Consider the following 23808-nt stretch of genomic DNA (forward strand, 5'->3'; position numbering starts at 1 on the left):
TGATAGGCCAGCAAGTTGAGAACCACCTGAGGGATTAACCCGCCTGTTGTCCGGGAATCCTGAGAATCACCTGAGTCATCGCTCGTCGGCACGCCCTGAGCACAGGACCGCTGCCGCCAGATAACCTTGTGCCATGACCGATCCCCACGCCCCAGGCGGTGCTGCCGCACCCCGCGTCGTCGCGGTCGTCGTGGCGTGGAATCGCGCCGAACTGCTCGGCCGCTGTCTCGACGGGCTGGGAGCGCAGACGCGCCGGCCCGACGCGCTGGTCGTCATCGACAATGCCTCGACCGACGAGTCGCCGCACGTGGCGGCCGAGCACCCGGCGGTCACCGAGGTCGTCACCATGGCGACGAACACTGGTGGCGCCGGCGGCTTCGCCTCGGGTATCGCGGTGGCCTGCAACCGCTACGACGCCGACCTGGTGTGGATCATGGACGACGACACGGTCCCCGGCCCCGGGGCGCTGCAGGCCCTCCTGGAGGTCCGTGACCGCTACCCGCGCCCTCCGGCGGTGCTGGCCAGCCGCGCCGACTGGCACGACGGCCGTGAGCACCCGATGAACACGCCGCGGGCCCGGGTCGGCGCGAGCCGCGAACGCAGACGCGACGCCGCGCGCGTGGGGTGCCGCCAGATCCGTTCGGCATCGTTCGTCTCGATCCTGATCGACGCCCAGGCGATCCGCGCCGAGGGCCTGCCGATCAGCGACTACTTCCTGTGGAACGACGACTTCGAGTACACGACGCGCCTGCTGCGCTTCCGCGAGGGCCTGTACGTCCCGGCCAGCCGCGTCCAGCACCTGACGAAGACGTTCGGGGACACGAGCGCGGATCCGGGGCCGCGGTTCTACCAGGAGGTGCGCAACAAGGTGTGGATGTTCACCCGCTCGCCCGCCCTGGCGGCCTGGGAGCGCCTGCTCTACGGGGGCTCGACCCTGCGCCGCTGGGCTGCGACCGTCAAGGCCTCATCCGACCGCCGCATCCTGCGCAAGGGTCTGCGGGCCGGGCTGCGTGACGGCCTGCGCCACGGCCCGCGCAGCAATGCCCGGGTGCTGGCCGGCACGCCGGTCGAGGCCGACGTCCTCGCCATCGAGGGGGACAGATGACCGCCTTCAGCGTTCTGCTGCCCGTCTACGCCGGCGACGACCCGGCGTTCTTCACCCGCGCCCTGCGGTCGGTGAGCATCGACCAGAGCCTCAAGCCGGACGAGATCGTCATCGTCCGCGACGGCGAGGTGAGCGACGAGATCGAGGCGATCCTCGACGCCGCCATCGACGGCTCGGCGGTCGGCGGGGTGCCCGTCACCGTCGTGCGCATCGGCCACAACCGTGGCCTGGCGGACGCTCTCGTCGAAGGCCTCAAGGCCTGCCGCTACGAGATCGTCGCCCGCGCCGACGCCGATGACATCTCGCTGCCCCACCGGTTCGCCACACAGATCCCCGTCATCGTGGGCGACGGAGGTGAGCCACTGGACCTGTTGGGCGCGGCGATCCAGGAGTTCGAGACGGAAGCGGGCCCGCGGGGTGTGGTGCGGGTACTGCCCACCACCCCGGAGAAGATCACCGAGATGGCGCGTTTCCGCGACCCCTTCAACCATCCGACGGTCGTCTACCGCAAGGCCGCTGTGGCCCGTGCCGGGGGCTACCGCAGGCTCGCCAAGATGGAGGACTACTGGCTGTTCGTCCGCATGCTGCAAACGGGGTCCAGGGTGGCCAATCTGGCCGAGCCCCTGGTGCTCTACCGGGTCGGCGCCGGCGCCTACCAGCGCCGCGGCGGCGAGGAGATGCTGCGCAGCGAGATCGAACTGCAGCGGGCCTTCATGACATCGGGTTTCGTCACCCGGCGGCAGGGGCTGCGCAACATCGTCGTGCGCGGCGGCTACCGTCTCGTGCCCACATGGGCCCGCAAACCGGCGTACCGGATCATGGTGCGACACGGCAGGGGCAGGGTGCAGACCAAGGGGCGGCCCGCATCCTGCTGACGTGCTCTGTGAAGCACTGCATCGGGGAAGCTGACAGCTTTTGCAGCTGCGGGCAGGCATGGGAGCTGGTCCTGTCCATTCTTCGTGCCATCGGGGCACTGGCCTACCCGAGCGGAGTCTCCGGGCATCCCCAGACCATCTAGGTCACTCATTGCTACGTAGTAGAGACGTACCTACCTCGGGCCCGAGGGTACCGATTGGATACCTCCAAGCCTCTGGATTCGAACGCGGTCTGAGAACAGGAGGACTTGCGCAAAACTTATGTATCGTGTACCTTGTACTGCATACAGAAAAGGAGGTGCACCGCCAACTACTAAACACAACAACTACTTGACGACTCCCAATGTGCTAAGCACCGCAGGAAGCAGACAGCACCGATGCAAGCGGCTTCGGCGCGGATCGCACGCGACCCAGTACCCGCCAAGTCATTTAAAAGCGCTCAGGGTAAAAAGACTCGCTGAATGGATCGCCACGCAGGGGATCAAATTAGCACAGTGCGCACGCACTACTACCCACTCGACTCCTTGGGTTTGGGTCGAAGGCGGATTAATCAGTGTCTCCACCCACTGGTCAGGGAGGAACGTAAAAAAAAACCGCTCGTTAGAAACAGACAAACTCATTAAACAAAGGAGGTTAGAATGACAGACAGTACCCTAGCTGCCGCAATTAAAGCGGCAGTCGAGGTGCAAGGCATAGCCTGGGGAGGTCGAACCCGCGTCGGCACTCCAGAACAGCTCGCCGATGGCTTATCCAATGCCCTGCAACACGCGGACGGCATGACCAGCCGCGAAGCCGTTGCCGCTATGATCGGTGAATCCGCCCAAGAAACCGACTGGTACTGCAGCCTTGTCGAATATGGCGGCGCTAATGCATGGTATGCACCATACTATGGCCGAGGCTGCATTCAGCTCACGCATCAGAGCAACTACAGCGCCTTCGGGGCATGGGCACAGAAACTCGGCTATGCCACAAGTTCCGCCGATATGGTATCCAACCCGAACAAGGTTGCCACGATGCCTTGGGCATGGCTTGCCTGCATCTGGTACTTTGCCGCGAACATCCCAGCCAGTTATTGGACAAACCGTAATTGGAACGCCATCAGCGGTCTTATTAACGCCGGTGACGCTAGCTACTACGTGCCAGCATTCGAACTGCGCACTCGATCAATCATCGCCGCACTCAACATTCTTAACCGAAACAATTGGACTTATGAAGGAGACGGACTCATGGCAGTAACCCAGGATGACCTCAGGAAGATCCACGACGCAGTTTGGCACGGTGTGTCAGGTGCGAAACTCATCACTAATCGCCGCCTTGGTCGCGGTGAATGGGCAGAGACCCTGCTCGGCTCCAATGAGCAGCGTCTAGAATCTCTTATCCCGAATTCGGTATGGGGTAAAACCGTCAAACGTGCTGGTTTGCCTTCAGATGACCCTCGTGCTGATAAAGAAGTCTCAGTCGGCACCATCATGGCATATATGGACTCGTTCGTTCTTGACGTGAAGAACTCGATCGTTGCCGCAGTATCCTCCATTGCGACTGAAACTGATACTGAACAGATCATTAAAGCTGTCGACAACGCCATTAACGAATCTGTGGATCAATATGCCCAACTGCACGAACAGAAGCCCAGATCAGACGGATCCGCTCTACTCGACTCCGCCGTTCACGTCGTCTCATCCGGAGAAACACTGGATACTATTGCCGTAGAGCATAACACGACAACTGCCGAGATCATCGCTGCAAACCCAGACTTGGATTCCAATCTCCTCGAAGTTGGCCGAAAGATTGTTGTCCCTGTCACAGCCACCAAACAGAAAGATTGATATGAGCTGTACCAGTGACATCCTCACAAGAGCTTTCTGGAAGGGGACTCTCGAGAGAGCTATTAAAACTGTTATTCAGACATTCGCCGCTCTCAGTTTGTCAGCCCTTGGTCTTTACCAGACGCCAAGTGGCTCTGAACTTGTCGCTGCTGCCAGAGCCGTGTCCGGTAACGCCATCCTGACTGTCATCGTCGCCGCGCTCCTCGCTGGTGCTGTCTCAGTCTGCACAAGTCTCCTCAATCCGTCCTTTGTCGCTGGGGACACCCTGTTGCCCGCAACCGACATGATGGCAGAGGTCGCTGCTGACCTTCAGCACTCCGCGTCCGAACAGGACGAGTCTGAACCTGGCACAGTCCCGGCGGTCTGATCCTCCACACGGGCCCCGCCCCTCACAGGGGGCGGGGCCCTTCCCTTTGATTGCTTAGAGGCACTTCCACCTCGGCTCAGACCCACTCATCGTGGGATACCCTTATTATTGGATTGAGCTGAGATTACTCGCTTGCAGTTTGTACGTAAGTTAAGCACGGAGAGTGACCAACCTGCTACCGAAAGGCATCATCGTGGTCGTGAACGAAGCGTTGCGAGACCTGCTCACCGAAGCACAGCCCGGCATGGCTCTCGACGGACTCGTAACCAAGGCAAAACAGTCGGGCATCAGGATCAGCCGCAACACTATAGCCCGAGCTCGTCGCGGCGATCTGGTCAATCCGACGGAGACCACCTTGCAGGCATTAGCACAGCTATTCGGTATCGACGTCCGGCGGCTGCGCGAAGTAATCGGACGCAGGCCTGGCGAACGTGGTCTTGGCCCGTGGACACCTGACCCCCGATCAGCATCACTTACTCAAGCTCAGCGTGAAGCGCTGGACCGGTTGATCGTGACGATCGTTGAGCAACAGCAAGACGATGTCACACCGAAGGGCGAGGTGCCACTGCACGCTGTACCCGACTGGGCAGACCCAATCGCTGCTAGAACAGCAGACCGGACTACTGATCGCGTGGAACTCGATGAGGAAGACACGAGTCAAGATCCTGATGATTGGGAACATAAGCAATAAGGCACATAACCTAATGATAATGATTGTCTTCTCGATTGCATGGCGCTGGCACAATCTTGACACGGTCAGAACTAGTATTCAGTGGCCCCGTACTTGCTCTCATGAGATTGTCAGCGGCTGGCTCTAATATTTAGGGTATGTACCACCCTTGGCAGCGCTTTAATGCTGAAGCGCAGTGGACTCTCCAAACTGCACACCTCCCACGCGGACACATGGGTCAAATTGACTGGCAAACACACACCGTCATCATCGACCGAAACCTCCTCCAAAGTGAACGGCGATGCACCATCACTCACGAACTGGTCCACATCGAACGAGGTCCCGTGCCCTCCGATCCATGGCTGAAACAGCGAGAGGAACAAGCCGTTGAGGCAGAAGCCGCTCGCCGTCTCATCACCCTTGAAGCTCTCGCCGATGCTCTCGCGTGGTCGTCCCAGCCAGCTGAGGTCGCCGAAGAATTATGGGTGGACATGCAAACCCTTGACGTAAGGATTTCCGGCCTCAGCGATACCGAACGGACATGGCTCGATCGTAGATTGGAAATCGATCAGTGAGTACACGACCCCCTGCGACACAGAATGACAATCCGAGCCACCAGAGATGAATCCAAGCAAACTTGCATGTCGGGTTGCTGTCAGCTGGGTCATCGCGCGACTGACTCACACCAAACACAAACAACCATGTCGGCCACGCATGCGAAATCATTCAAGAAGTACTTACAACATGCTGGTCATCGAGATCATTTGACACTTACCTAAAGTTTAAAGAAGACGATCGAGCAAGCCAACGACAATTCTCATTCGGAGTCAGAGGCCTAAGGCTTTGCAATCGTCAGAGCTTCACTAAACTGTGTCGCGGAGTTGAACCCAACTCTCGTGACACTATCAATCGCATACTGTTATGCGGTGAAATACGTCATCATCCACCAGAAGAACAGAAAGCCTAGCGCAGAGTCAAGATTCAGCAGCCCGAATAATTCTCGCTGAATAACGACCAGTGCATCGGTACCGTTAATCCAGCGCAGACCGAGGTCTGGCACATAGGAGACATTTTCACCGCCAATTCCTGACATACCTTTGGAGATGAGGCAGCTTCATCGAGATGTTTGTTAATGAATCTCACATTATCAGACAACTTATCTGTCATATAGAAATGGCTCAGGTTGTACTGGGCAATCAAGTAAACCAAGTTTACCCTGCAAGAGTTGACTATCACCGTTGCACCGAGATCCCCGTTGCCATTAATCATGCTCCATGAGTGAGATCTAGTCTGAACTAAGAATGGTTGCGTTCTTCTGCATCAGGTATTGCTCACTTACCTCACCATCCAACCCAAGAACACGAGACTAGATAGTGTATACCAAACCCCCAGTCAAGCTGCACATACGGGAAAATGAACACCAGCGCGAATAGCCCGAGCACAAATCTACTAATTACCGTTGCCCCGATGAATATCTTCAACAAAATCAGAAGTGGAAGCGGCTACATTGTAAGAACCGCAACCATCGTCACCGCATGGGTAGCCGTAATGACATCAAGACGCGAAAGAGAGGCAAGAGGGCGATACAGTCGTGAAAGATTACCGTGTAGAACATTGATCCGACCAGCAAGCCGAGATCCATGTCTGTGGCATTACCAGTGGGCAGAGCATAAACCGAGGCGCTCAAATGAAAAGCGATGTCTCACCGCTGGGAATGACGAGTGGATTCCCTATCGCTCATAGGATCCTTCGCCCAATACCCCTGCGACCAACACGATTCCGACCAGATAACAAAGAACGACAAGTTGTTCCCTGCTGGGCGCCCCTTCGGCAGGCAAGGGCGAAGCCATCTGAAAGTTCCAAGGGCTACAAACAACATTGCATAATCAAATATCCACCATGCCTCCACCACTTCCGAACACACTTGCTGGAAACGCTGATCGCTGTGAGGCTCAGAAGCGGGGCTAGCAGCAGCGCCAAGAAAGGCTTCTGGCACCACCCGGTAGCCACGATCACTTGGGCAAACAAAACAAGCAGAGCTGTGGCGAACCCGGGTATGAGATCTCACCACGTCATTGTGTTCTCAATTCAAGTTCTGGTTCGAACATTCTCAGCGCAGCCTCTGACATCATCATGGACTCCGAGCAACCATGAGGTGCGCAAACAGTCATCATGCTCAGACCCGTTCTGCTGCGGTCAACGGCGGACCGCCGATACGCACCCGCACCGGAACCGCGGCCCGCTCCTCATCGGTGAACAGCCGCTTGGCCTTCTCCGCCTCGCTGAGCGGGGGCCGCTCCGGGTCCTCACTGCCGTCCAGGGCCCGGCCACGCAGGAACCGCACCGCCTGGTCACACGGGCCGTCGAAGACCAGCCTGCCGCGCTCCATGACCAGACCGCGCTTGCAGAACTTCTCGACCATGTCGAGATCGTGACTGACGATGACGATCGTCTTGCCATCGCGCACCATCGAGCGGATGAGCGCCTTGCACTTCTCCTGGAAGGGCTCGTCGCCGACTGCGAGGATCTCATCGACGAGGAAGACGTCGGGGTTGGTGTGCACCGCGACGGAGAAGGCAAGACGCAGGTACATGCCCGAGGAGTAGAACTTCACCTCGGTGTTGATGAAATCGCCGATGTCGGCGAACTCCAGGATGTCGTCGTAGGCGGCGTCGATCTCCTCCTTGGTCATGCCGAGGATCGCGCCGTTGAGGTAGACGTTGTCGTGGCCGGTCAGGTCGGGGTGGAAGCCGGCGCCCACCTCGATGAGGCCTGCCACCTTGCCCTTGATGCCGACGGCCCCGCCGTCGGGGTGCATGACGCCGCTGATGAGTTTCAGGGTCGTGGACTTGCCCGAACCGTTGAAGCCCATGAGGGCGACCGACTCGCCGTCGGCGATGTCGAAACTGACGTCGTCCATGGCCTGGAACTCGTTGGTGATGTCCTTCTTGCGGCCCTTGAACAGCCAGACGACGGCTTCCTTGATGGACCGGGTGTGCCGCAGCAGGAAGGTCTTGGTGACGTGCTGGGCGGTGACGACAACTCGTTCGTCACGAGGTTCGAGTGCGATCTTCCTGGCCATCACAGCTCCTGGGCGAACTTGCCCTCGAAGTGGCGGAACAGCAGGTCGCCCGCGAGCAGCAGGCCGAAGCTGACCACCAGCGCGATGGGCGTCCAGTACGAGAACAGGTGGGGCATCACGTGCCAGGTCTCATAAGGGACTTGGCTGGTGACGGTGGGCGCCCAGAAGGCGTCGTGGAAGAGCTCGACGGCGGTCGTCAGCGGGTTGAGCTTGTAGATCACCACCGCCCAGTGCGGCAGCGTGTTGGCCACCAGCACCCACATGTAGAGCACCGGGCTCAGCCAGGTGACCACCATGTTGATGAGGTCGACGAAGTTCTCCGAGTCGCGGAAGAAGACGTTGGCCGTGCCGAAGACCAGCCCGAGGGCCAGCGCGAACACCGAGACGATGACGAAACCGACGAGGAACGCCAGGATCTGCATGAGCGTGGGGTGCCAGCCCACGAGAAGGTCGACGACCAGCAGGATCGCCACCTGCGGGAAGAAGTGGATCCACGCCACCCACAGGCTCGAGACCGGGAACAACTCGCGCGGCAGGTAGATCTTCTTGATGAGATCGCCGTTGCCCACGATGATGCGTGCCGAGTTGCCGAAGACCTCGGTGAACAGGTTCATCACGACGATGCCGCTGAACATGTAGATCGCGTAGTTCGGCAGGCCCCGGTTGAGGCCGAGGAAGATGCCCATCGCCACGAAGAAGACGGCGAACTGGATGGCCGGCTTGATGTAGCTCCACACCAGACCGAGCACCGAGGCCCGGTAGCGAACCTGGATCTCCTTGTTGACGATGCGCTTGAGCAGGAAACGGTTGGTGAAGACCTCACGGAGCCCACGCCCCTGTCCGGGGGCGTGGAACTCGAGCCGTGTCGTTGGGCTCTGCGACGAAGAACTCACGGATTCAGTTTTCCCCCTGATCAGCGATGCCGAAGGTCTTGGCCCACGTATCGAACGAGGTGAAGTCGGAGGCCGCCGCCCGGTACTGGGCGGAGAGCGTGTTCCACTTGCTCACGAGTTGCGCGCGGAGTACGGCCTCGCGGGCGACCTGGTCGCGGAAGAGTTTCGGGTCGCGCTTGTACCAAGCGGTGCCCGTGCCATCGGCCTTGCTGACGAGCACGGAATCGAAATTCGCCAGCATCCAGAAGGACGCCTTCGAGTGCGGCAGGGCCGCTTGTGGACGCTTCTGGGCGTCCTCGGAGACCGGCAGCAGGTGCTTGAGAGCCGTCTTGAGGGTCCACGGCAGCAGCGTGACGGCGGAGGGCCGTTTGGGCAGGCGACCGCGGTGCCATGGCTTGTTGCGGTCCACCTCCGGGAAGGCGGCCGGGTCGGACTCGTAACGCGACTGCGTGTACTCCTTGGCGGCTGCACGCAACTCCGGCAGGCGTGTCGTGATCGTCTCGTGCAGGTGGTCGGGCCCCGAGAGAATGTCCTTCAGAGCGAGAATGCGCATCTCCTGCGCGTAGTACTCGGAGCTGACCGCATGTTTCATGTCTCGGGCGACAAGATTCCAGGGCAGGCGACCGCCCAGGGGGTACGGCGAGTAGAGCAGTGCGGTGAGGATCCGGTTGCGCTCGTGGAAGTAGGCCTGCCAGTCAATCGTGTCGTCCTTGTCGGTCCACGACATGTGCCATACGGCGGCCCCGGGGAGCGTGACGGTGGGTACGCCGGCACGCTGGGCGCGCAGACCGTACTCGGCGTCGTCCCACTTGATGAAGACGGGGATCGACAAGCCGAGCTGGCGCAGGGTCTCGACGGGGATGAGACACATCCACCAGCCGTTGTAGTCGACGTCGAGACGCTGGTGCATCCACGGGGTGGCGCGCAGCTGGTTCGTCGTGACGTCGACACCCTGGGGGTAGCCATCGGCGGGTCCCCAGAACCACTGGTAGCGGTCCAGCCGCTCACCCCAGGTGTGCAGCACCGACTTGTTGAGCAGGTCGAACATCATGCCGCCCACGATGGTGGGTTTGCGGCAGAAGGTGGCGAAGATCAGGGCGCGTTCTATCCCCTCGGGTTCGATCTGGACGTCGTCGTCGAGCACGAGGTGGTAGGTGCTCTCGGCGGCCATCACGGACTCGTACATGCCGCGGGAGAACCCGCCCGAGCCACCCATGTTGCCCTGGTAGATCATGCGAAGCTTGTCACCGAGGAGTTCCTGGGCCCTGGGGAAGCCCTGGTCGTCCTTGACGTTCTTGTTCCCCTGGTCGACCACGTACACCCGGTCGACGTGGCTGATGAGATCGTTGGCGCTGCCGAGTGCCTGCAGGGTCTCGGCGCAGTAGTCGGGCCGGTTGAACGTGGTGATGCCGATGGACAGCGACCCGGGGCGGACGGGTTCACCCGCGACCAGCCACTCCCCCTCGATGAGCTGCGCGTCATCGGAATCGGCGATCAGGTCGAACCAGTACCAGCCGCCGTCGGCGAAGGTTGACAGCTTGAGGTCGTAGGTGATCTCTTCCTGTCCGCCGTTCTCGACCTTGAGGGTGTCGACGCGCTGAGCGCGGCCCTGCGAGTTCGAACGGTAGATCATCACCGAGACGGCACCGGTGAGCACCAGACGCAACCGAACCTGCTGTACGTCGGTCCACTGTCGCCAGTAGCTGGCGGGGAAACCGTTGAGGATGGTGGCGAATGAGACGCGAAGGCCCCTCGGAAGGGCGATCTGGCGCCTGGACTGCACGAGCTCACTGTGGCTCTCACCGAGGTCCTGGGTGACGGTCTGACTGGTTGTCGTCTTGGAGCCCTTGGAGTCCTTGGACGCCTCGAGGGTCTCGGTCGGGCCGCGGCGCCCGAAGTCGACGTACAGCGGCAGCTTGTCCTCGTCGTTGCTCTCGGGCAGGACGACCCTGACGGCGGTGGTCCAGGCCTGGGCGCTGTTCATGGTTTGCGTACTCACTCGTCGACTCCTCCGGAGACCAGCGCCTCGCCGGCGGCGAAGTGCGGCTTGAGCTTGTTCTCGTACATGCTCAGGGCCGATCCGATGGCCATGTGCATGTCGAAGTACTTGTAACTGCCGAGACGCCCGCCGAACAGGATCTGCTTCTCGGCCTTGACGCGCTCACGGTACTTGAGGATCTTGGCGCGGTCGTCGGCGGTGTTCACCGGGTAGTAGGGCTCGTCGTCGCGGCCGGCGAAACGCGAGTACTCGCGCATGATGACGGTGGCGTCCTTGGTGTAGTCGCGCTCGGGGTGGAAGTGGCGGAACTCGTGGATGCGGGTGAACTTCACGTCGGGGTCGGGGTAGTTCATGACGGCGCAGCCCTGGAAGTCCTCGATCGGCAGCACCTCCTCCTCCAGGTCGATGGTGCGCCAGCCCAGCTCGCCCTCGGCGTAGTCGAAGTAGCGGTCGACCGGTCCGGTGTAGACAACCGGCACCGAACCCACCGTGGCGGCCTTGCCGAACTCGCCGTTGTCGAAGAAGTCGGTGTTCAGGTGCACCTCGATGTTCGGGTTGTCGACCATGCGTTCGAACCAGGCGGTGTAGCCGTCGACGGGAAGGCCCTCGTGGGTGTCGTTGAAGTAGCGGTTGTCGTAGGTGTACCGCACCGGCAGGCGGTTGATGATCGAGGCGGACAGGTCCTTGGGATCGGTCTGCCACTGCTTGCCCGTGTAGTACTTGATGAAGGCCTCGTAGAGGGGCCTGCCGATGAGCTGGATGCCCTTGTCGTTGAGGTTCTCGGGGTCGGTCCCGGCGAGCTCGCCGGCCTGCTCGCGCACCCAGTCGCGGGCCTGCTGCGGGGTCAGCGCGGCGTGCAGGAACTGGTTGATGGTGCCCAGGTTGATGGGCATCGGGAAGACCTCGCCGTTGTGGGTGGTGTAGACGTGGTGCACGTAGCCGGTGAAGCCGGTGAACTGGTTGACGTAGGCCCACACCTTCTCGTTGGAGGTGTGGAACAGGTGGGCGCCGTAGCGGTGCACCTCGATCCCGGTCCGGGCCTCGCGTTCGGTGTAGGCGTTGCCGCCGATGTGGCCGCGCCGGTCGACGATGGCCACCTTCAGGCCCAGTTCGTTCGCGGCGCGTTCCGCGATGGTCAGGCCGTACAGGCCCGCGCCGACGATCACCAAATCTGCTTGCATTGGCTCTGCACTCCGTTCCTGCAGCCCCGGGGGCACCGACAACTGACTGAACCCGCCTCGAGGGCCGAGACGTGGAGACGACAGCGCCCACCAGACGAATTGCTCCTCCCAAAGATAGCTGAGCGATCATCCGGACGTGCGCCAGCACACGGAGTTGGGCCGAAGAGCCCGGAGGGCGAAGGCCCTGCACCGGTGACGAGGAGCACCCATGGATGACCCGCAACACCTAGACTCCCTCACGTGAGTGATGAATCCAGTGCCTTGTCCGACGATGGCCCCGGGGCCCGGACAGCCTCCCCGGGACAGACCTCGGCCATCCTGGCGGCCTCGGTGGTCTCGGCGGCCGCCAGCCTGATCATCACCGTTCTCACCGCACGAGTCCTGTCGGTCGACGACAACGCGGAGTTCCTCGTCTTCTGGTCGCTGTACTTCGGGATCGTCGGCATCATCGCCGGGGTGCAGACCGAGAGCACCCGAGCGGTCACCGCCTCGCAGCTGCCCACCGGCCGGCCCGCAGGCGCTCACGTGCAGACGGCAGCGCTCATCCTGGGGCTGTCGGTGGGTGCGGTCATCGCCGCCACCTCACCACTGTGGCTCGAGGTCTTCCTGCACCGCAGTTCACCGTGGGTCGTGCTGGCAGTCGTCGCCGGTGTGGTGCTCAGCGCGGGTCACTTCACCACCCTGGGGGCGCTGTCCGGCCAGAAATCCTGGTACACCTTCGCCTGGTTGATCGGCGTGGAGGCCATCGTGCGGCCCGTCGGAGCCCTCGTCGCCGGGCTGGTGCTGGCCCGGGCCCTGCTGCCGGTCCAGGTCAGCGTGGTGCTGCCCGCCGCAGTGTGGATCCTGTTCTGCCTGATCACCCCCTCCGGTCGACGCTCCTTCGCCGCCCGGGCCGACGTCCCGCTCGGACAACTGCTGCGCAACAACATCATGACGATGCTGTCGTCGGCCTCCTGGGCGCTGCTGGTCACCGGTTTCCCCGCCCTGTTGCGGGCCACCGGTGGCGACGTCGACTCGGGCGTCCTGGCCGGGACGATCCTCGCCATCACCCTCACCAGAGCACCGATCATGATCCCGCTCCAGGCCGTCCAGGGGGTGGCGATCAACAAGTTCACCCAGGACCAGGGCCGCAACCTCGGGGTGATCTTCACATTCATGGCAGGCGTGCTGGGCATCGGTGTTCTCGGCGGAATCCTGGCAAGCCTCATCGGCCCATGGATCATCCGGGTCGTCTACGGGCCGGCCTACCAGGTGGCCCCGCTCACCGTCGGCGTGCTCACCGTCGCGGCCGCCGGGATGGGCTGGCTGGTGCTCACCGGCGCCGCAACCCTGGGCATCAGCGCCCACCGGGCCTACACCGGGGGATGGTTCCTCGCTGCCGTCTGCGCCTTCGGCATCGCCTCCCTTCCCCTGGATCTGGTGACCCGGGCAACCCTGGCCCTGGGTATCGGCCCGCTCCTGGGAGTCGCCGTGCACGTCATCACTCTGGTGCGGCACAGTCGTAGCTTGTCCGAGGAGGAAACGGCGTCGGTGCCGGGCTGAGTGTCACCGACGCCGGGCCGCACTCGGCGCCGAGACCCGCTCGCACTCGACTCATCGAATCGAGCCATGATCGCCTTGGGGCGGCTCGGGTCGGGGCCGTATCCGATCGAGCGGCCAGGCCCGGCCGCAATCAGCGAGGGTCAGGCCTCCACCCCGTAGACCCGTGAGGCGTAGGCACCATAAAGCGTCGCATAGGGGCCGGGCAGCAGTTTCATCACCCCCGCCGCGACACCCAGCAGCGGGTGGGTGCGCAGCGCGTCAACGATCTCACCCCAGCTCAGTTCTCGGGTGCATCCGCGGACGTGGTCGATGCGCTCTGCGGCCGGTTTCGCGGTGATCCCCTGGTGGGCCACCGAGAGCCACGCGGCGGTCTTCGAGGTGGCCAGGGCGCGTTCGGTGACGGCATCGGTGTGCTCGGCCACTGCCTGGCGCAGCAGATCGACCAGGGTCGCGGTCTCCTGTCGGGTGGCGACGCGCCCCCAGGTCAGCGACGTGGGTGAGACGTGGTAGCGGATGCCCGGCTCGGACAGGTAGCGCACAGTGCGGGCCCGGGACAGCGCCGAGACGGTGAAGACGTTGTCCTCGGCCCGTCGGATGGGCGGGAATCGCAGATCGGTGATCGCCCTGGCGCGGAACAGCTTGTCCCACACGTAATTGGTTTGTTCTTCGGCGAGGGTCGCCGCTGCCGCCTCGGTCCCGGACAGGTCCCCGGTGCGCCGGGGGGTCCGTAGCCGTTCGGAGCCGTCGGTGGACACGATGAGGTGGGCGCAGGCCACGACGTCGGTGCGTTCGTCGGTGGCGGCGAGCATCATCTCCAGCCGATCGGGCAGGTATTCGTCGTCGGAGTCCAGGAATCCGATCCATTCCCCGGATGCCGCCTCCAAACCGATGTTGCGCGCCATCGCCGGGCCCTGGTTGGTGCTGGTGGACAACACCTTCAGTCGGCCGCCGAGCCTTGTGGCAAGGGATTCCAGGATGGCGACGGTGCCGTCGGTGGAGCAGTCGTCAACGACGAGCAGCTCCCAGTCGTCCATGGTCTGGGCGACCACCGATTTAACGGCCCTGGTGATCGTGGCCTGGGCATTGTGGGCGGCCACGATGACACTCACGCGTGGCATCTCGACTCCTCTCGACCCACCGCAGGACGGGGGCAGCTGCGGGGCGGACCGCTCATCCGCCCACCGTCACGGTCGCCGGACGACGTGGCGGGCCAGATCGCACACGGCATCCCCAGTGCCCCTGGGCACCGCCTTCGGCGGCAGGATGTCGGCACGCAACCTGGAGGACGGGTGATTGCGTGCGACGGCCGGCGCCTTCGCCCGGGCCACGGTTGCCGTTGGCGCCCGGACTGGTCTCGTTGAACTCGTAGCCGACCCGCTCGACGCCCAGGGACCCGAACCATCCGGGGACCGAGTCGCCGGGACAGCCGTCGACGACGATCGACCGGAAGTCCGTGTAGGTCCGGGCGAGGACGCTGCGGCCGACGATTCTCATCGGATCGACGTCCCCGCAATGGAGAACAGGACGTCAACGGTCATGGCAGTTCCTTCGCATTGGGTAGCTCACACTCTAGATGCTGGAGAGCGCGTCCGTTTGGGTTCGTGGTCGCAGGCGGTCGGTGAGCGTTCGAGGAGGGCCTGGGCGACCTCCCGTTCACCGAGCCTGGGATCGGCGGGTCCCCGGATGATCGGCATGCCCTCTGCGGTACAGATGGCAGGGCCTGAATCCCCGGAAGAACAGGGAGCGTGAGGCGCAGCAGCAGTGGCCGACATGCACGGTCAGGAGGCTCTCCAGGTCATTGCCCACACACTGGTTCTTGAGGCCCTTCTTCCCCTGTCCCGGCACCGCCACACCAGCCCGACCAATTCGGACTCACTCCTCTAGAGTGGTTTCATGGCTCACCTGCTCGTCACTGGCGGTGCGGGTTTCATCGGGTCGAACTTCGTCCACCTGGTATTGACCAATACCGACCACGCGGTCACCGTGCTGGACAAGCTCACCCATGCGGGCAACACCGCCTCGCTCGCCGGCCTCCCCGATGACCGTTTCGAACTGGTCATCGGGGACGTCTGCGACCGCGAGCTGGTCGACGGCCTCGTGTCGCGGGCCGACGCGGTGGTGCACTTCGCCGCCGAGTCGCACAACGACAACTCCCTGATCGACCCCGAGCCGTTCATCCGGACGAACCTGGTGGGTACCTTCAGCCTGCTCGAGGCGGTGCGTGCCCACGACGTGCGCTATCACCACATCTCCACCGACGAGGTCTACGGCGACCTGGAACTGGACGATCTGGCGCGGTTCGCCCCGGACAGCCCCTACAACCCGTCGAGTCCCTACTCGGCGAGCAAGGCCGGCTCCGACCTGCTCGTACGCGCCTGGGTGCGCAGCTTCGGGGTGCGGGCCACCACCAGCAACTGCTCGAACAACTACGGTCCTCGCCAGCACGTCGAGAAGTTCATCCCCCGCCAGATCACGAACATCATCGACGGCGCCCGCCCCAAGCTGTACGGCGCCGGACGCAATGTGCGCGACTGGATCCACGTGGACGATCACAACGCGGCGGTGCTGCGCATTCTCGAGGCGGGACGGATCGGCGAGACCTATCTGATCGGCGCCGACGGCGAGCTGGACAACAAGACGGTGATCGAGAAGATCCTGACCGCCATGGGCCGTGACCCGGGCGACTACGAGCACGTCACCGACCGGCCCGGCCACGACGTGCGCTATGCGATCGACGCGAGCAAACTGCGCGCCGAGCTGGGCTGGGAACCGGCCCACCAGGACTTCGACGCTGGCCTGGCCGCCACCATCGACTGGTACCGCGCCAACGAGGACTGGTGGCGTCCGCAGAAAGCGGCAGTCGAGGCCAGGTACGCAGCGCGGGGACAGTGACCTCAGCAGCCCTCGGGCGCCAAGTCGACCGTCCTGAGCGCCGGGTCCCGTAGGATGGCTCAGCTCACTTGACGATGTGCCGGACGAAATTACGAGTACCGGTCATGTTGCCCTTCACCACGGCCCTTGGCAGCAGACTGCCCGCGTGCAGCCTCGAGGAAAGATGCAGACGAGCCGTGCGAGCAGCTCGCGCCCAGCCGAGTGCCTCCATCTCGTCAGCCATCGTGGTGAAGAAACGGCGTTCCTCGTCGAAACGGGTCCCGGACAAGGCCCGCACGGAGGAGTCCGAGCCGGAGAAACGCCGGTACATGAATGCGAGCTCATCATCGAGCAGCAGACTGCCGCCCTGCATGGCGACGTCGAGTGCCAGACACAGATCCTGAACGACGTCGTAGCCCTGGCGGAAACCAGTCCTCTTGACCATCTCGGTACGCCACCCGAGCGAGGGGAAGTACATCCAGTTGCCCCGGAGCAGTGAGATGGCCAGGGTCTCTCCCGACAACACGCGTGCCCCCGAACCCCTCGGCCGGTAGATGTCCTTCAGATTGTCGACGAGGCCGTGCCCGGAGGCGCCGTTCTGATCGATGACAACGACCCCGGGCTGGAAGATCACGGCCTCGGGGTGCGCCTCGGCCCGCGTGACGAGCCACTCGAGATAGTTGGGCAGCATGATGTCATCAGCGCCCATCATCACCATGAGATCGTTGGTGGCCTTGTCAACGCACTTGCGGTAGTTCGCGTTGGCCCCCAGGTTGTGCTCGTTGCGTTCATAGCTCACCCGTGCGTCGTTGAGCGAGGCGAACCAGCCAGGAATCGAATCATCCGGGTAGCCGTCATCGACGACGATCAGGTTGAAGTCCGAGTAGCTCTGGCGAAGGACGCTGTGCACAGCGAGTTTCATGAGCTCGACGTCGCCGTAGTAGGGGAACAGAACATCAACGGTCATGCGAAGAACCTTTCACGGTGGGACCAGGCCTCCACCAACCTACAAGAACCGGTATCACCGGGAAGCCCACGGGCGGTGCACGACGATGCCAGCCGTGCCCGCTGATGCCGGAGCACGCCTTCGCGAAGGCATTGGCCGGCGCAGCGGTGCACCTGGTCGGACTCCATCGGACGGCCTGAGGCCCGGGCAACCGGCTCAGTAGCCGAGCATCTCCCTGCGCTTGGGCAGCCATGCCAGGGCGTCGCGGATGCCGTCGGCGACGCTCAGCCGGGCGTGCCAGCCGAGCAGTTCCGCGGCCTTGTCGGTTCTGGCGTAGGCGCCGATGACGTCACCGGGGCGGGCCGGGCCCTCGGTGATCCGCAGCGGGGCGCCGGTGGCCTGCTGGAAGGCGTCGGTGAGTTCGCGCACACTCATCGGCCGGCCGGTGCCGACGTTGATCACCTGATAGGACTGCTCGTCGGTGACGAGTTCACGCAGGTGTTCCAGGGCGGCCACATGCGCCTGGGCCAGGTCCCATACGTGGATGTAGTCGCGGATACCCGTGCCATCGGGGGTGTCCCAGTCGCAGCCGGTGATGGTGAAGGTGCTGCCCTCGGACCAGGCGTCGAGCATCTTGCCCAGCACGTTCGTGGGGTGGGGGCGCTGCTGGCCGCTGCGCAGCGCCGGGTCGGCGCCCAGCGGATTGAAGTAGCGCAGCGCGACGGCCCGCAGCCGCGTGGCCCCGGCCGTGTCGGCGAGCACCTGCTCCATCATGAGCTTGGTCCGCGCGTAGGGGCTGTCCGCTGCCGTCGAATGGCCCTCGTCCACGGCGAAGCCGTCGGTGGGGTCGGCGTAGACCGAGGCGGACGAACTGAAGACGATGTCGTGCACGCCGTTGCGCAGCATGCCGTCCAACAGGTCGAGGGTCTTGCCGACGTTGTTCTCGTAGTAACGCAGCGGCTGAGCGACCGACTCCGGCACCACGATGTGCGCGGCGCAGTGCACGACGGCGTCGACACGGTTCTCGCTGAAGACCTTGTCGAGCAGCTCCGCATCGCCGATGTCCCCCTGGTAGAAGGTGCGGCCGGCGCAGAACTCGGCACGTCCCTCGGACAGGTCGTCGATGACCACGACATCGTGACCGGCGTCGAGTGCCGCCGAGCCGATCGTGCTGCCGATGTAGCCGGCGCCGCCGGTGATGAGAATCCGCATGGGTCAAGTATCGCAGCAGGCCATTCGGAGCGTCCGCGTGCCGCGCAGCGACGCGGACACCGGCTGGTAGGATCCCGCCGTACGCGCGTAGCACTTATTTGGGGGAATCGTGCTCACTGACGCCTGGCTGGTGGTGCCTCTGTTCAACGAGGGCCCCGTTGTCGGCGACGTGATCCGGGACGCCCTTGGAACCTTCCCGAAGATCGTCTGCGTCGATGACGGCTCCTCGGACGACTCTGCCAACATCGCCCGCAAGGCGGGTGCCGTCGTCGTCTCGCACCCCATCAACCTCGGTCAGGGCGCCGCGCTGCAGACGGGGCTGAGTTACGCGCTGCAGGACAGGGCGGCGAACTACTTCGTGACCTTCGACTCGGACGGCCAGCACCAGGTCAGCGATGCTGCGGCGATGGTCGAACGGCTTCGCGCCGAACCCGATGTCGACATCATCCTGGGCTCGCGGTTCCTGGACGACGAGGTGGAGGCGGGCGCGCTCAAACGGCTCGTGCTCAAGACGGCAGTGCGTTTCGAGCGCTTCAGTACGAAACTCGACGTCACCGACACCCACAACGGTCTTCGCGCGTTGAACCGCCACGCGGCGAGCACGATCCACATCCACCAGAACCGCATGGCCCACGGCTCTGAGTTCCTGCGCGAGATCGCCACCCACAAGCTCTCCTACCGCGAGCACCCGGTGCACGTCGTGTACACCGACTACTCGCGCGCCAAGGGCCAGTCCCTGTGGAATTCGGTGAACATCCTCTTCGACCTCATGTTCGGGTGAGCATCATGGCCAGTCAGATCGTCATCAAAATCATCCTGCTGCTCGCCTTCGGGCTGCTCGCGGTGCTGCTGCTGGTGCCCCGCCCCAACACCCGCGGGCGTGCGGTACGACGGATCATGCTCGTGCTGCTACTGCTCGCGGCCGTGGTGTTCGTGATCATGCCCCAATGGCTCACCTCCATCGCCCATCTCGTGGGGATCGGCCGCGGCACCGACCTCGTGCTCTACGCACTCGCCGTACTCGTCGTGGGGAACATGGTCGCGGCGCGACGCACCGCGATCAGTCAGAACCGTGACATCACGCAGCTCGCCCGGACCCTGGCAATCACCCAGGCGCCTGATCCCAATGAGCTCTTCGATCCGGGCCCGAGTGAGTCCTGACCCGGGTTCGACCTGTGAGTCGTGTCACCGCGAACCACCATGAGGCGAGAAATAATTCTCGTCTCATCTTGATGACGCAAAAAACCAATGAACTACAAACCCAGAACCATGCGGTCGTCCTGACCGTATCGCTACGTATCGAGCAAGGAAACCGGGGCCACAGATGAAATGGATCGGTTTGATACCGCTCACTGCCGTGATGGTTTTATGGCTGATCGCACCTGGCTACATCATTGGTCGGTGTGCACGGCTGAGCCGGGTCCACGCACTCGGTGCGGCAGCACCGGTATCCGTTTTCACCATCAGCGTGGCGGCAATCCTCGCTGACCGGGTTGGCCTCGCGTGGGGGCCGATCCCAGTCCTCATCCTCACTGCGACCCTGGCCGTCATCCTCCTGCTCGTGTTCGGGGGCCATGATTATGTGAAAAAACACCGCCCCCAGTCGCCGAGCGACTGCACAACAAACCAAACCACAGCATCTCACACACCGAGCAGAGCCGCTCTGACAGATTCTTCCTCCCGCGAGAAGGTGCTTCCTCGTCCGCTTCTGTGGGTTCTCACGTTCACTGGGGCCACAGCGTTGACCCTGATCAACCTGATGATTCTCCTCGGCCAGCCACGGAACTTCTCGCAAACATTCGACAATGTTTTCCATCTGAATGCCGTTCGATGGATTCTGGATCATCTCAATGGTTCAGCGCTGACGGTCTCAATGACATCCGGGGATCAAGCGCCCTCGTTCTACCCAATGGCTTGGCATGACACGATTTCCCTGGGTCTGCTCACATTGCATTCCTCAGATGTGACAGCCGGCACGAACGCCGCAATCCTATCGATTGGAGCAGTCGTGTGGATTCTCGGTTGTCTGTGTCTCGTCAATGCTGCGTTCCGTTGCTCCTCGCTCGGGATAGTCGCCGCTGGATTCATCAGCGCTGGATTCCCCAGTTTCCCATTCGACCCGATCAGCTTCGGCGTCCTCTACCCCAACTTCCTTGGAATAGCATTGTTGCCCGGGACCATGGTGATCACGCTCCAGACCTTGGGGCTGGGAACGAGAAGAGTCCCGTCAGTACGCGGGATAGTTCTGTGCATATTCGCCATCGGGGGCGTCGCCCTGGCACACCCGAATTCTTTCTTGTCCTATTGTCTTGTGCTTCTTCCCATCATGCTGATTTGGGCTCTGAAACTGGCGACACAGGGCTGGAACGAGAAATCGAGGCCAACTACTTGGGCTCCTTCCGTGTTGTTTCTTGTGACCTTGGTCGGAGTCGTGAAATTGTGGCCCGTGCTGCAACCCACAGCTTATCAAGACGCCTGGCCCCCTGTTCAGTCAACGGCTCAAGCAATAGGCGAAGCGCTCCTTGCCGCTCCCCTGGGCGCTGCTCCGGCGTGGATCATCGGGGTGCTGGCCATGGTGGGCTCCGTCAGGGTGATCGTGACAAGACAGCACGTCTGGATGATCGCCTGCCATGTGGTCATGATTTTCTTCTGGATCGTCATTTCATCCTGGGAACTGAACCCACAACGAACGAGTCTCGTCGGAGGCTTCTACAGCGACCCGCACCGCATCGCTGACACATTGCCGGTCACCACCCTGCCCCTGGCCGCCCTTGGCGCCTCATGGCTGGGCGCCGGCCTGTCGGCCTGGGTCAAGAAGATGTGGCTCGCGCGGAAGCACCAGAACACGACTTGGATTGACCCGGTCCTGATCATCATCGAAGTACTGGCGTTGCTTTATTTCACGCAGTACTCGGGCACTGTGAGACAGGCCGTTGGGCGGGGAATAATCACCTACCAGGCGACGAGCAATGCGCCGCTTGTGGATTCTGACGAGCTCGCACTCATCGAGAAACTGCCTGATCTGGTTCCAGCTGGATCGGTGATTGCCGTGACGCCATACAATGGCGCTTCAATGACCTATGCATTACAGGGCCTGGCAACCACGACGACGCATATCTCTTACGATTGGACCCACGATCAAACAATCATCAATGAGCACTTGGACGAGGCCGCCACGGATTCTGAGGTCTGCACTGCCCTCAAGGATCTGAACGTCAACTATGCTCTTGATTTCGGGCCCGTTGAAATCAATGGCGGTACCCGTTCCACTGAGTATCCCGGGTTCGACTCGCTCGCCACCAGCCCCGGTTTCGAGATCGTGGACCGTGAGGGCCATGCCGTGCTTTACCGCATCACTGCCTGCGACTGACCGACGGCGCCACCTCAGCCCAAGCTCAACCCTCACCTGAGGGTCGAGACTCGGTCTTGCGACAGGTTGAAATGTTGACTGAAACTATCGTGGCTTGGTTCCGCCCCCAGCCAGGCGTACTTCTCATGAAGCACGGACTAGGAGTTCCATGTCGGGCAGGACAACTCTTCGGCACGGGTGGGCAGTGTCGCTCGCGGTGCTCGCGACCATCACGCTGACGATCTCGCCGTTGGCACAGGCCGATCCCACACCATCCCCCTCGGACCAGAACAGCGCACAGAGCCAACACCAGGACCAGACCGAGACAGCCGAGGACGTCTCCGGCCAGGCAGACGAAACCCCAGCTGAGGGCTCGGAGCCTCTCGAGAACATCGAGACCGCCGAGGCCGTCGTCACCGAGACGGACAGCGCGGGACTCGTCACCTCGACGACCGTTGAGAACCCCTCCGACGAGTTCACCGTCAAGGATGCGGACAGCGATCCGGGCACCGAAGCCAATGCGCCGGATGAGACCACCGCAGGGAGCGACCCTGTTCCGACAAGCCCTGAAGCGGAGCAACCCACCCCGGCTCAGAGCACCAGCAGTTCTGCAGAGCCATCCCAGGCCACTTCTGCGTCGCCAACGCCGACCAGCGCGCCCACTGCGGATGACGGCACAACCGTCCTGGAGGACATCCAGACCGACAGTGTCGGCGGGTTCTCGATGGTCGGCGTGACCTGGGACACCCTGACCGGCGACAATCTCGGTCTGCACATCCGGACCCAGACGGCCGGCGGCTGGAGCGAGTGGTACGAGGTCACTCCGGACCAGGAGGAGACCGAGCAGAGGGCCACCGGCGTCATCTACGTCGAGGACTCCACCGCGGTCGAGGTGCAGGCGACCGGTGCCGCAGGAGCCAGGGCCGAGGGCATGCGGGCGGTGCTCATCGACACGCCAACCCAGAGCCATGACCCGAGCACGGGTTCGGCCGCCGCTGCAGTGACCGGCGAGGCCACGGTGGGAACCGTGCTGGCGACGAACAGCTCCGTGTCGCAGCCGAACATGATCACCCGTAGTCGGTGGGGTGCCATGGCCCAAGACGGCTGCGAGGCGAACTCCGACACGATCAAGGCCGTCGCGGTGCACCACACCGCGGGCAGCAACAACTACTCGTCGGGCCAGTCGGCGTCAATCGTGCGCGGTATTCAGTACTACCACGAGGTGACGCTGGGCTGGTGCGACATCGGCTACAACTTCCTCGTCGACCAGTACGGCCAGATCTTCGAAGGAAAGGGCGGCGGCCCAACCTTCCCCGTGCACGGCGCCCACGCCAGCACCTGGAACTGGGAGACCGTCGGGGTCAGCCTGATGATGAACTCCAACACGGCGCAGCCCTCCAATGCCATGCTGAACTCCCTGGAGGACCTCATCGCCTGGAAGATCGCCAACAACTACCTCAACCCGCTCGGCACCGTCACGCTCGGCGGCAAGAGGATCAACGTCATCTTCCGCCATGGCGACGTCATGAGTACCGAGTGCCCGGGCACGAACGTGACCAACCGCATGTCACAGATCCGCAGCGCGGTCGCATCACGGGTGCAGGGCAAGACCTACTCCAACATCTACGACACCTGGCAGGCCAACGGCGGTGCCGGCGGCAGGTACGGGGTCGTCTACGAGATGGAGCACGGTGTCTCGGGCGGGCGTCAGACCAACTTCGCGCACGGTTCGATCTACGCGGCGTCCAACGGCACGATCTATGCCGTGCACAACGCGATCGGGAACAAATATGCCGCGCTCGGCTACGAGCACAGTGTCCTCGGGGTCCCCACCGGGCCTGAGATCTGCGGCATCAAGGACGGCGGCTGCTACCAACTCTTCCAAGGCGG

The 23808-nt window shown here is 62.8% G+C and carries 18 protein-coding genes; 11 read left to right on the forward strand and 7 right to left on the reverse strand.

Translation table 11 applies throughout. The features are described from left to right. Window positions 1-133: 133 nt before the first annotated feature. The 5 genes from PROPJV5_RS10245 to PROPJV5_RS10265 all read left to right on the forward strand — a co-directional run bounded on the left by PROPJV5_RS10245 (window position 134) and on the right by PROPJV5_RS10265 (window position 5418). On the forward strand, window positions 134-1105 hold the full coding sequence (locus PROPJV5_RS10245) for a glycosyltransferase (RefSeq protein ID WP_119716262.1): 972 nt from the start codon (window positions 134-136) through the stop codon (window positions 1103-1105). Next, the gene (locus PROPJV5_RS10250) at window positions 1102-1980 is read left to right on the forward strand and encodes a glycosyltransferase (RefSeq protein WP_119716263.1); all 879 of its coding nucleotides are present in this window, start codon (window positions 1102-1104) and stop codon (window positions 1978-1980) included. Before PROPJV5_RS10245 ends, PROPJV5_RS10250 begins: the two co-directional genes overlap by 4 nt. Window positions 1981-2618: 638 nt before the next feature. After that, the gene (locus PROPJV5_RS10255; protein WP_147385428.1) at window positions 2619-3806 is read left to right on the forward strand and encodes a LysM peptidoglycan-binding domain-containing protein; all 1188 of its coding nucleotides are present in this window, start codon (window positions 2619-2621) and stop codon (window positions 3804-3806) included. A gap of 530 nt (window positions 3807-4336) precedes the next feature. After that, window positions 4337-4864, forward strand: a complete 528-nt coding sequence (locus PROPJV5_RS12425; protein ID WP_147385429.1) for a hypothetical protein — start codon at window positions 4337-4339, stop codon at window positions 4862-4864. Between the two features lie 137 nt (window positions 4865-5001). After that, entirely contained in the window at window positions 5002-5418 is a 417-nt protein-coding gene (locus PROPJV5_RS10265) for an ImmA/IrrE family metallo-endopeptidase (RefSeq protein ID WP_119716266.1), read from the forward strand. 1601 nt (window positions 5419-7019) lie between these two features. Here PROPJV5_RS10265 and PROPJV5_RS10270 read toward each other — a convergent pair. Genes PROPJV5_RS10270 through glf form a run of 4 tightly spaced genes read right to left on the reverse strand, consistent with a single transcriptional unit; the run spans window position 7020 to window position 11998 of the window. Then, window positions 7020-7925, reverse strand: a complete 906-nt coding sequence (locus PROPJV5_RS10270; protein WP_119716267.1) for an ABC transporter ATP-binding protein — start codon at window positions 7923-7925, stop codon at window positions 7020-7022. Next, entirely contained in the window at window positions 7925-8818 is an 894-nt protein-coding gene (locus PROPJV5_RS10275; protein WP_119716268.1) for an ABC transporter permease, read from the reverse strand. Before PROPJV5_RS10275 ends, PROPJV5_RS10270 begins: the two co-directional genes overlap by 1 nt. A gap of 4 nt (window positions 8819-8822) precedes the next feature. Beyond that, a complete protein-coding gene (locus PROPJV5_RS10280) occupies window positions 8823-10817 on the reverse strand; it encodes a glycosyltransferase (RefSeq protein WP_147385430.1) in 1995 nt (664 codons plus the stop codon). After that, window positions 10814-11998 (reverse strand): UDP-galactopyranose mutase, encoded by a 1185-nt coding sequence (gene glf / locus PROPJV5_RS10285; RefSeq protein WP_119716270.1) that lies wholly within the window; start codon window positions 11996-11998, stop codon window positions 10814-10816. The genes PROPJV5_RS10280 and glf overlap by 4 nt, the downstream gene beginning before the upstream one ends. A gap of 240 nt (window positions 11999-12238) precedes the next feature. Here glf and PROPJV5_RS10290 point away from each other — a divergent pair, with 240 nt between their 5' ends. Beyond that, window positions 12239-13540 (forward strand): hypothetical protein, encoded by a 1302-nt coding sequence (locus PROPJV5_RS10290; RefSeq protein ID WP_147385431.1) that lies wholly within the window; start codon window positions 12239-12241, stop codon window positions 13538-13540. Window positions 13541-13680: 140 nt separating this feature from the next. Here PROPJV5_RS10290 and PROPJV5_RS10295 read toward each other — a convergent pair whose 3' ends face one another. After that, window positions 13681-14658, reverse strand: coding sequence for a glycosyltransferase family 2 protein (locus PROPJV5_RS10295; protein ID WP_119716272.1), 978 nt, complete (start codon window positions 14656-14658; stop codon window positions 13681-13683). A gap of 775 nt (window positions 14659-15433) precedes the next feature. Here PROPJV5_RS10295 and rfbB point away from each other — a divergent pair. Further along, the gene (rfbB, locus tag PROPJV5_RS10300; RefSeq protein WP_119716273.1) at window positions 15434-16432 is read left to right on the forward strand and encodes a dTDP-glucose 4,6-dehydratase; all 999 of its coding nucleotides are present in this window, start codon (window positions 15434-15436) and stop codon (window positions 16430-16432) included. Window positions 16433-16496: 64 nt separating this feature from the next. Here rfbB and PROPJV5_RS10305 read toward each other — a convergent pair whose 3' ends face one another. After that, the gene (locus tag PROPJV5_RS10305) at window positions 16497-17378 is read right to left on the reverse strand and encodes a glycosyltransferase family 2 protein (RefSeq protein WP_119716274.1); all 882 of its coding nucleotides are present in this window, start codon (window positions 17376-17378) and stop codon (window positions 16497-16499) included. A gap of 195 nt (window positions 17379-17573) precedes the next feature. Beyond that, entirely contained in the window at window positions 17574-18569 is a 996-nt protein-coding gene (gene galE, locus PROPJV5_RS10310; RefSeq protein ID WP_119716275.1) for a UDP-glucose 4-epimerase GalE, read from the reverse strand. Between the two features lie 109 nt (window positions 18570-18678). On the opposite strand from galE, the gene PROPJV5_RS10315 reads away from it, so the two are divergent. The 4 genes from PROPJV5_RS10315 to PROPJV5_RS10330 form a co-directional block, all read left to right on the forward strand. Continuing rightward, complete coding sequence (locus PROPJV5_RS10315; protein WP_119716276.1) at window positions 18679-19350, forward strand: glycosyltransferase family 2 protein; 672 nt, start codon at window positions 18679-18681, stop codon at window positions 19348-19350. 5 nt (window positions 19351-19355) lie between these two features. Beyond that, a complete protein-coding gene (locus tag PROPJV5_RS10320; protein ID WP_147385432.1) occupies window positions 19356-19730 on the forward strand; it encodes a DUF2304 domain-containing protein in 375 nt (124 codons plus the stop codon). Between the two features lie 163 nt (window positions 19731-19893). Beyond that, the gene (locus PROPJV5_RS12430; RefSeq protein WP_147385433.1) at window positions 19894-21939 is read left to right on the forward strand and encodes a DUF6541 family protein; all 2046 of its coding nucleotides are present in this window, start codon (window positions 19894-19896) and stop codon (window positions 21937-21939) included. Window positions 21940-22135: 196 nt separating this feature from the next. Beyond that, on the forward strand, window positions 22136-23808 hold a 1673-nt coding region (locus tag PROPJV5_RS10330), incomplete at its 3' end, for an N-acetylmuramoyl-L-alanine amidase (protein ID WP_182858687.1).

The organism is Propionibacterium ruminifibrarum (assembly GCF_900289195.1).
Classification (GTDB): domain Bacteria; phylum Actinomycetota; class Actinomycetes; order Propionibacteriales; family Propionibacteriaceae; genus Propionibacterium; species Propionibacterium ruminifibrarum.

What these genes read in the sequence shown, in the direction of transcription:
- rfbB (WP_119716273.1), top strand. Translation starts at nt 15,434, where the DNA reads ATGGCTCACCTGCTCGTCACTGGCGGTGCGGGTTTCATCGGGTCGAAC.
- galE (WP_119716275.1), bottom strand. Translation starts at nt 18,569, where the DNA reads ATGCGGATTCTCATCACCGGCGGCGCCGGCTACATCGGCAGCACGATC.
- PROPJV5_RS10295 (WP_119716272.1), bottom strand. Translation starts at nt 14,658, where the DNA reads ATGCCACGCGTGAGTGTCATCGTGGCCGCCCACAATGCCCAGGCCACG.
- PROPJV5_RS10320 (WP_147385432.1), top strand. Translation starts at nt 19,356, where the DNA reads ATGGCCAGTCAGATCGTCATCAAAATCATCCTGCTGCTCGCCTTCGGG.
- PROPJV5_RS10265 (WP_119716266.1), top strand. Translation starts at nt 5,002, where the DNA reads ATGTACCACCCTTGGCAGCGCTTTAATGCTGAAGCGCAGTGGACTCTC.
- PROPJV5_RS10305 (WP_119716274.1), bottom strand. Translation starts at nt 17,378, where the DNA reads ATGACCGTTGATGTTCTGTTCCCCTACTACGGCGACGTCGAGCTCATG.
- PROPJV5_RS12430 (WP_147385433.1), top strand. Translation starts at nt 19,894, where the DNA reads ATGAAATGGATCGGTTTGATACCGCTCACTGCCGTGATGGTTTTATGG.
- PROPJV5_RS10270 (WP_119716267.1), bottom strand. Translation starts at nt 7,925, where the DNA reads ATGGCCAGGAAGATCGCACTCGAACCTCGTGACGAACGAGTTGTCGTC.
- glf (WP_119716270.1), bottom strand. Translation starts at nt 11,998, where the DNA reads ATGCAAGCAGATTTGGTGATCGTCGGCGCGGGCCTGTACGGCCTGACC.
- PROPJV5_RS10250 (WP_119716263.1), top strand. Translation starts at nt 1,102, where the DNA reads ATGACCGCCTTCAGCGTTCTGCTGCCCGTCTACGCCGGCGACGACCCG.
- PROPJV5_RS10245 (WP_119716262.1), top strand. Translation starts at nt 134, where the DNA reads ATGACCGATCCCCACGCCCCAGGCGGTGCTGCCGCACCCCGCGTCGTC.
- PROPJV5_RS10255 (WP_147385428.1), top strand. Translation starts at nt 2,619, where the DNA reads ATGACAGACAGTACCCTAGCTGCCGCAATTAAAGCGGCAGTCGAGGTG.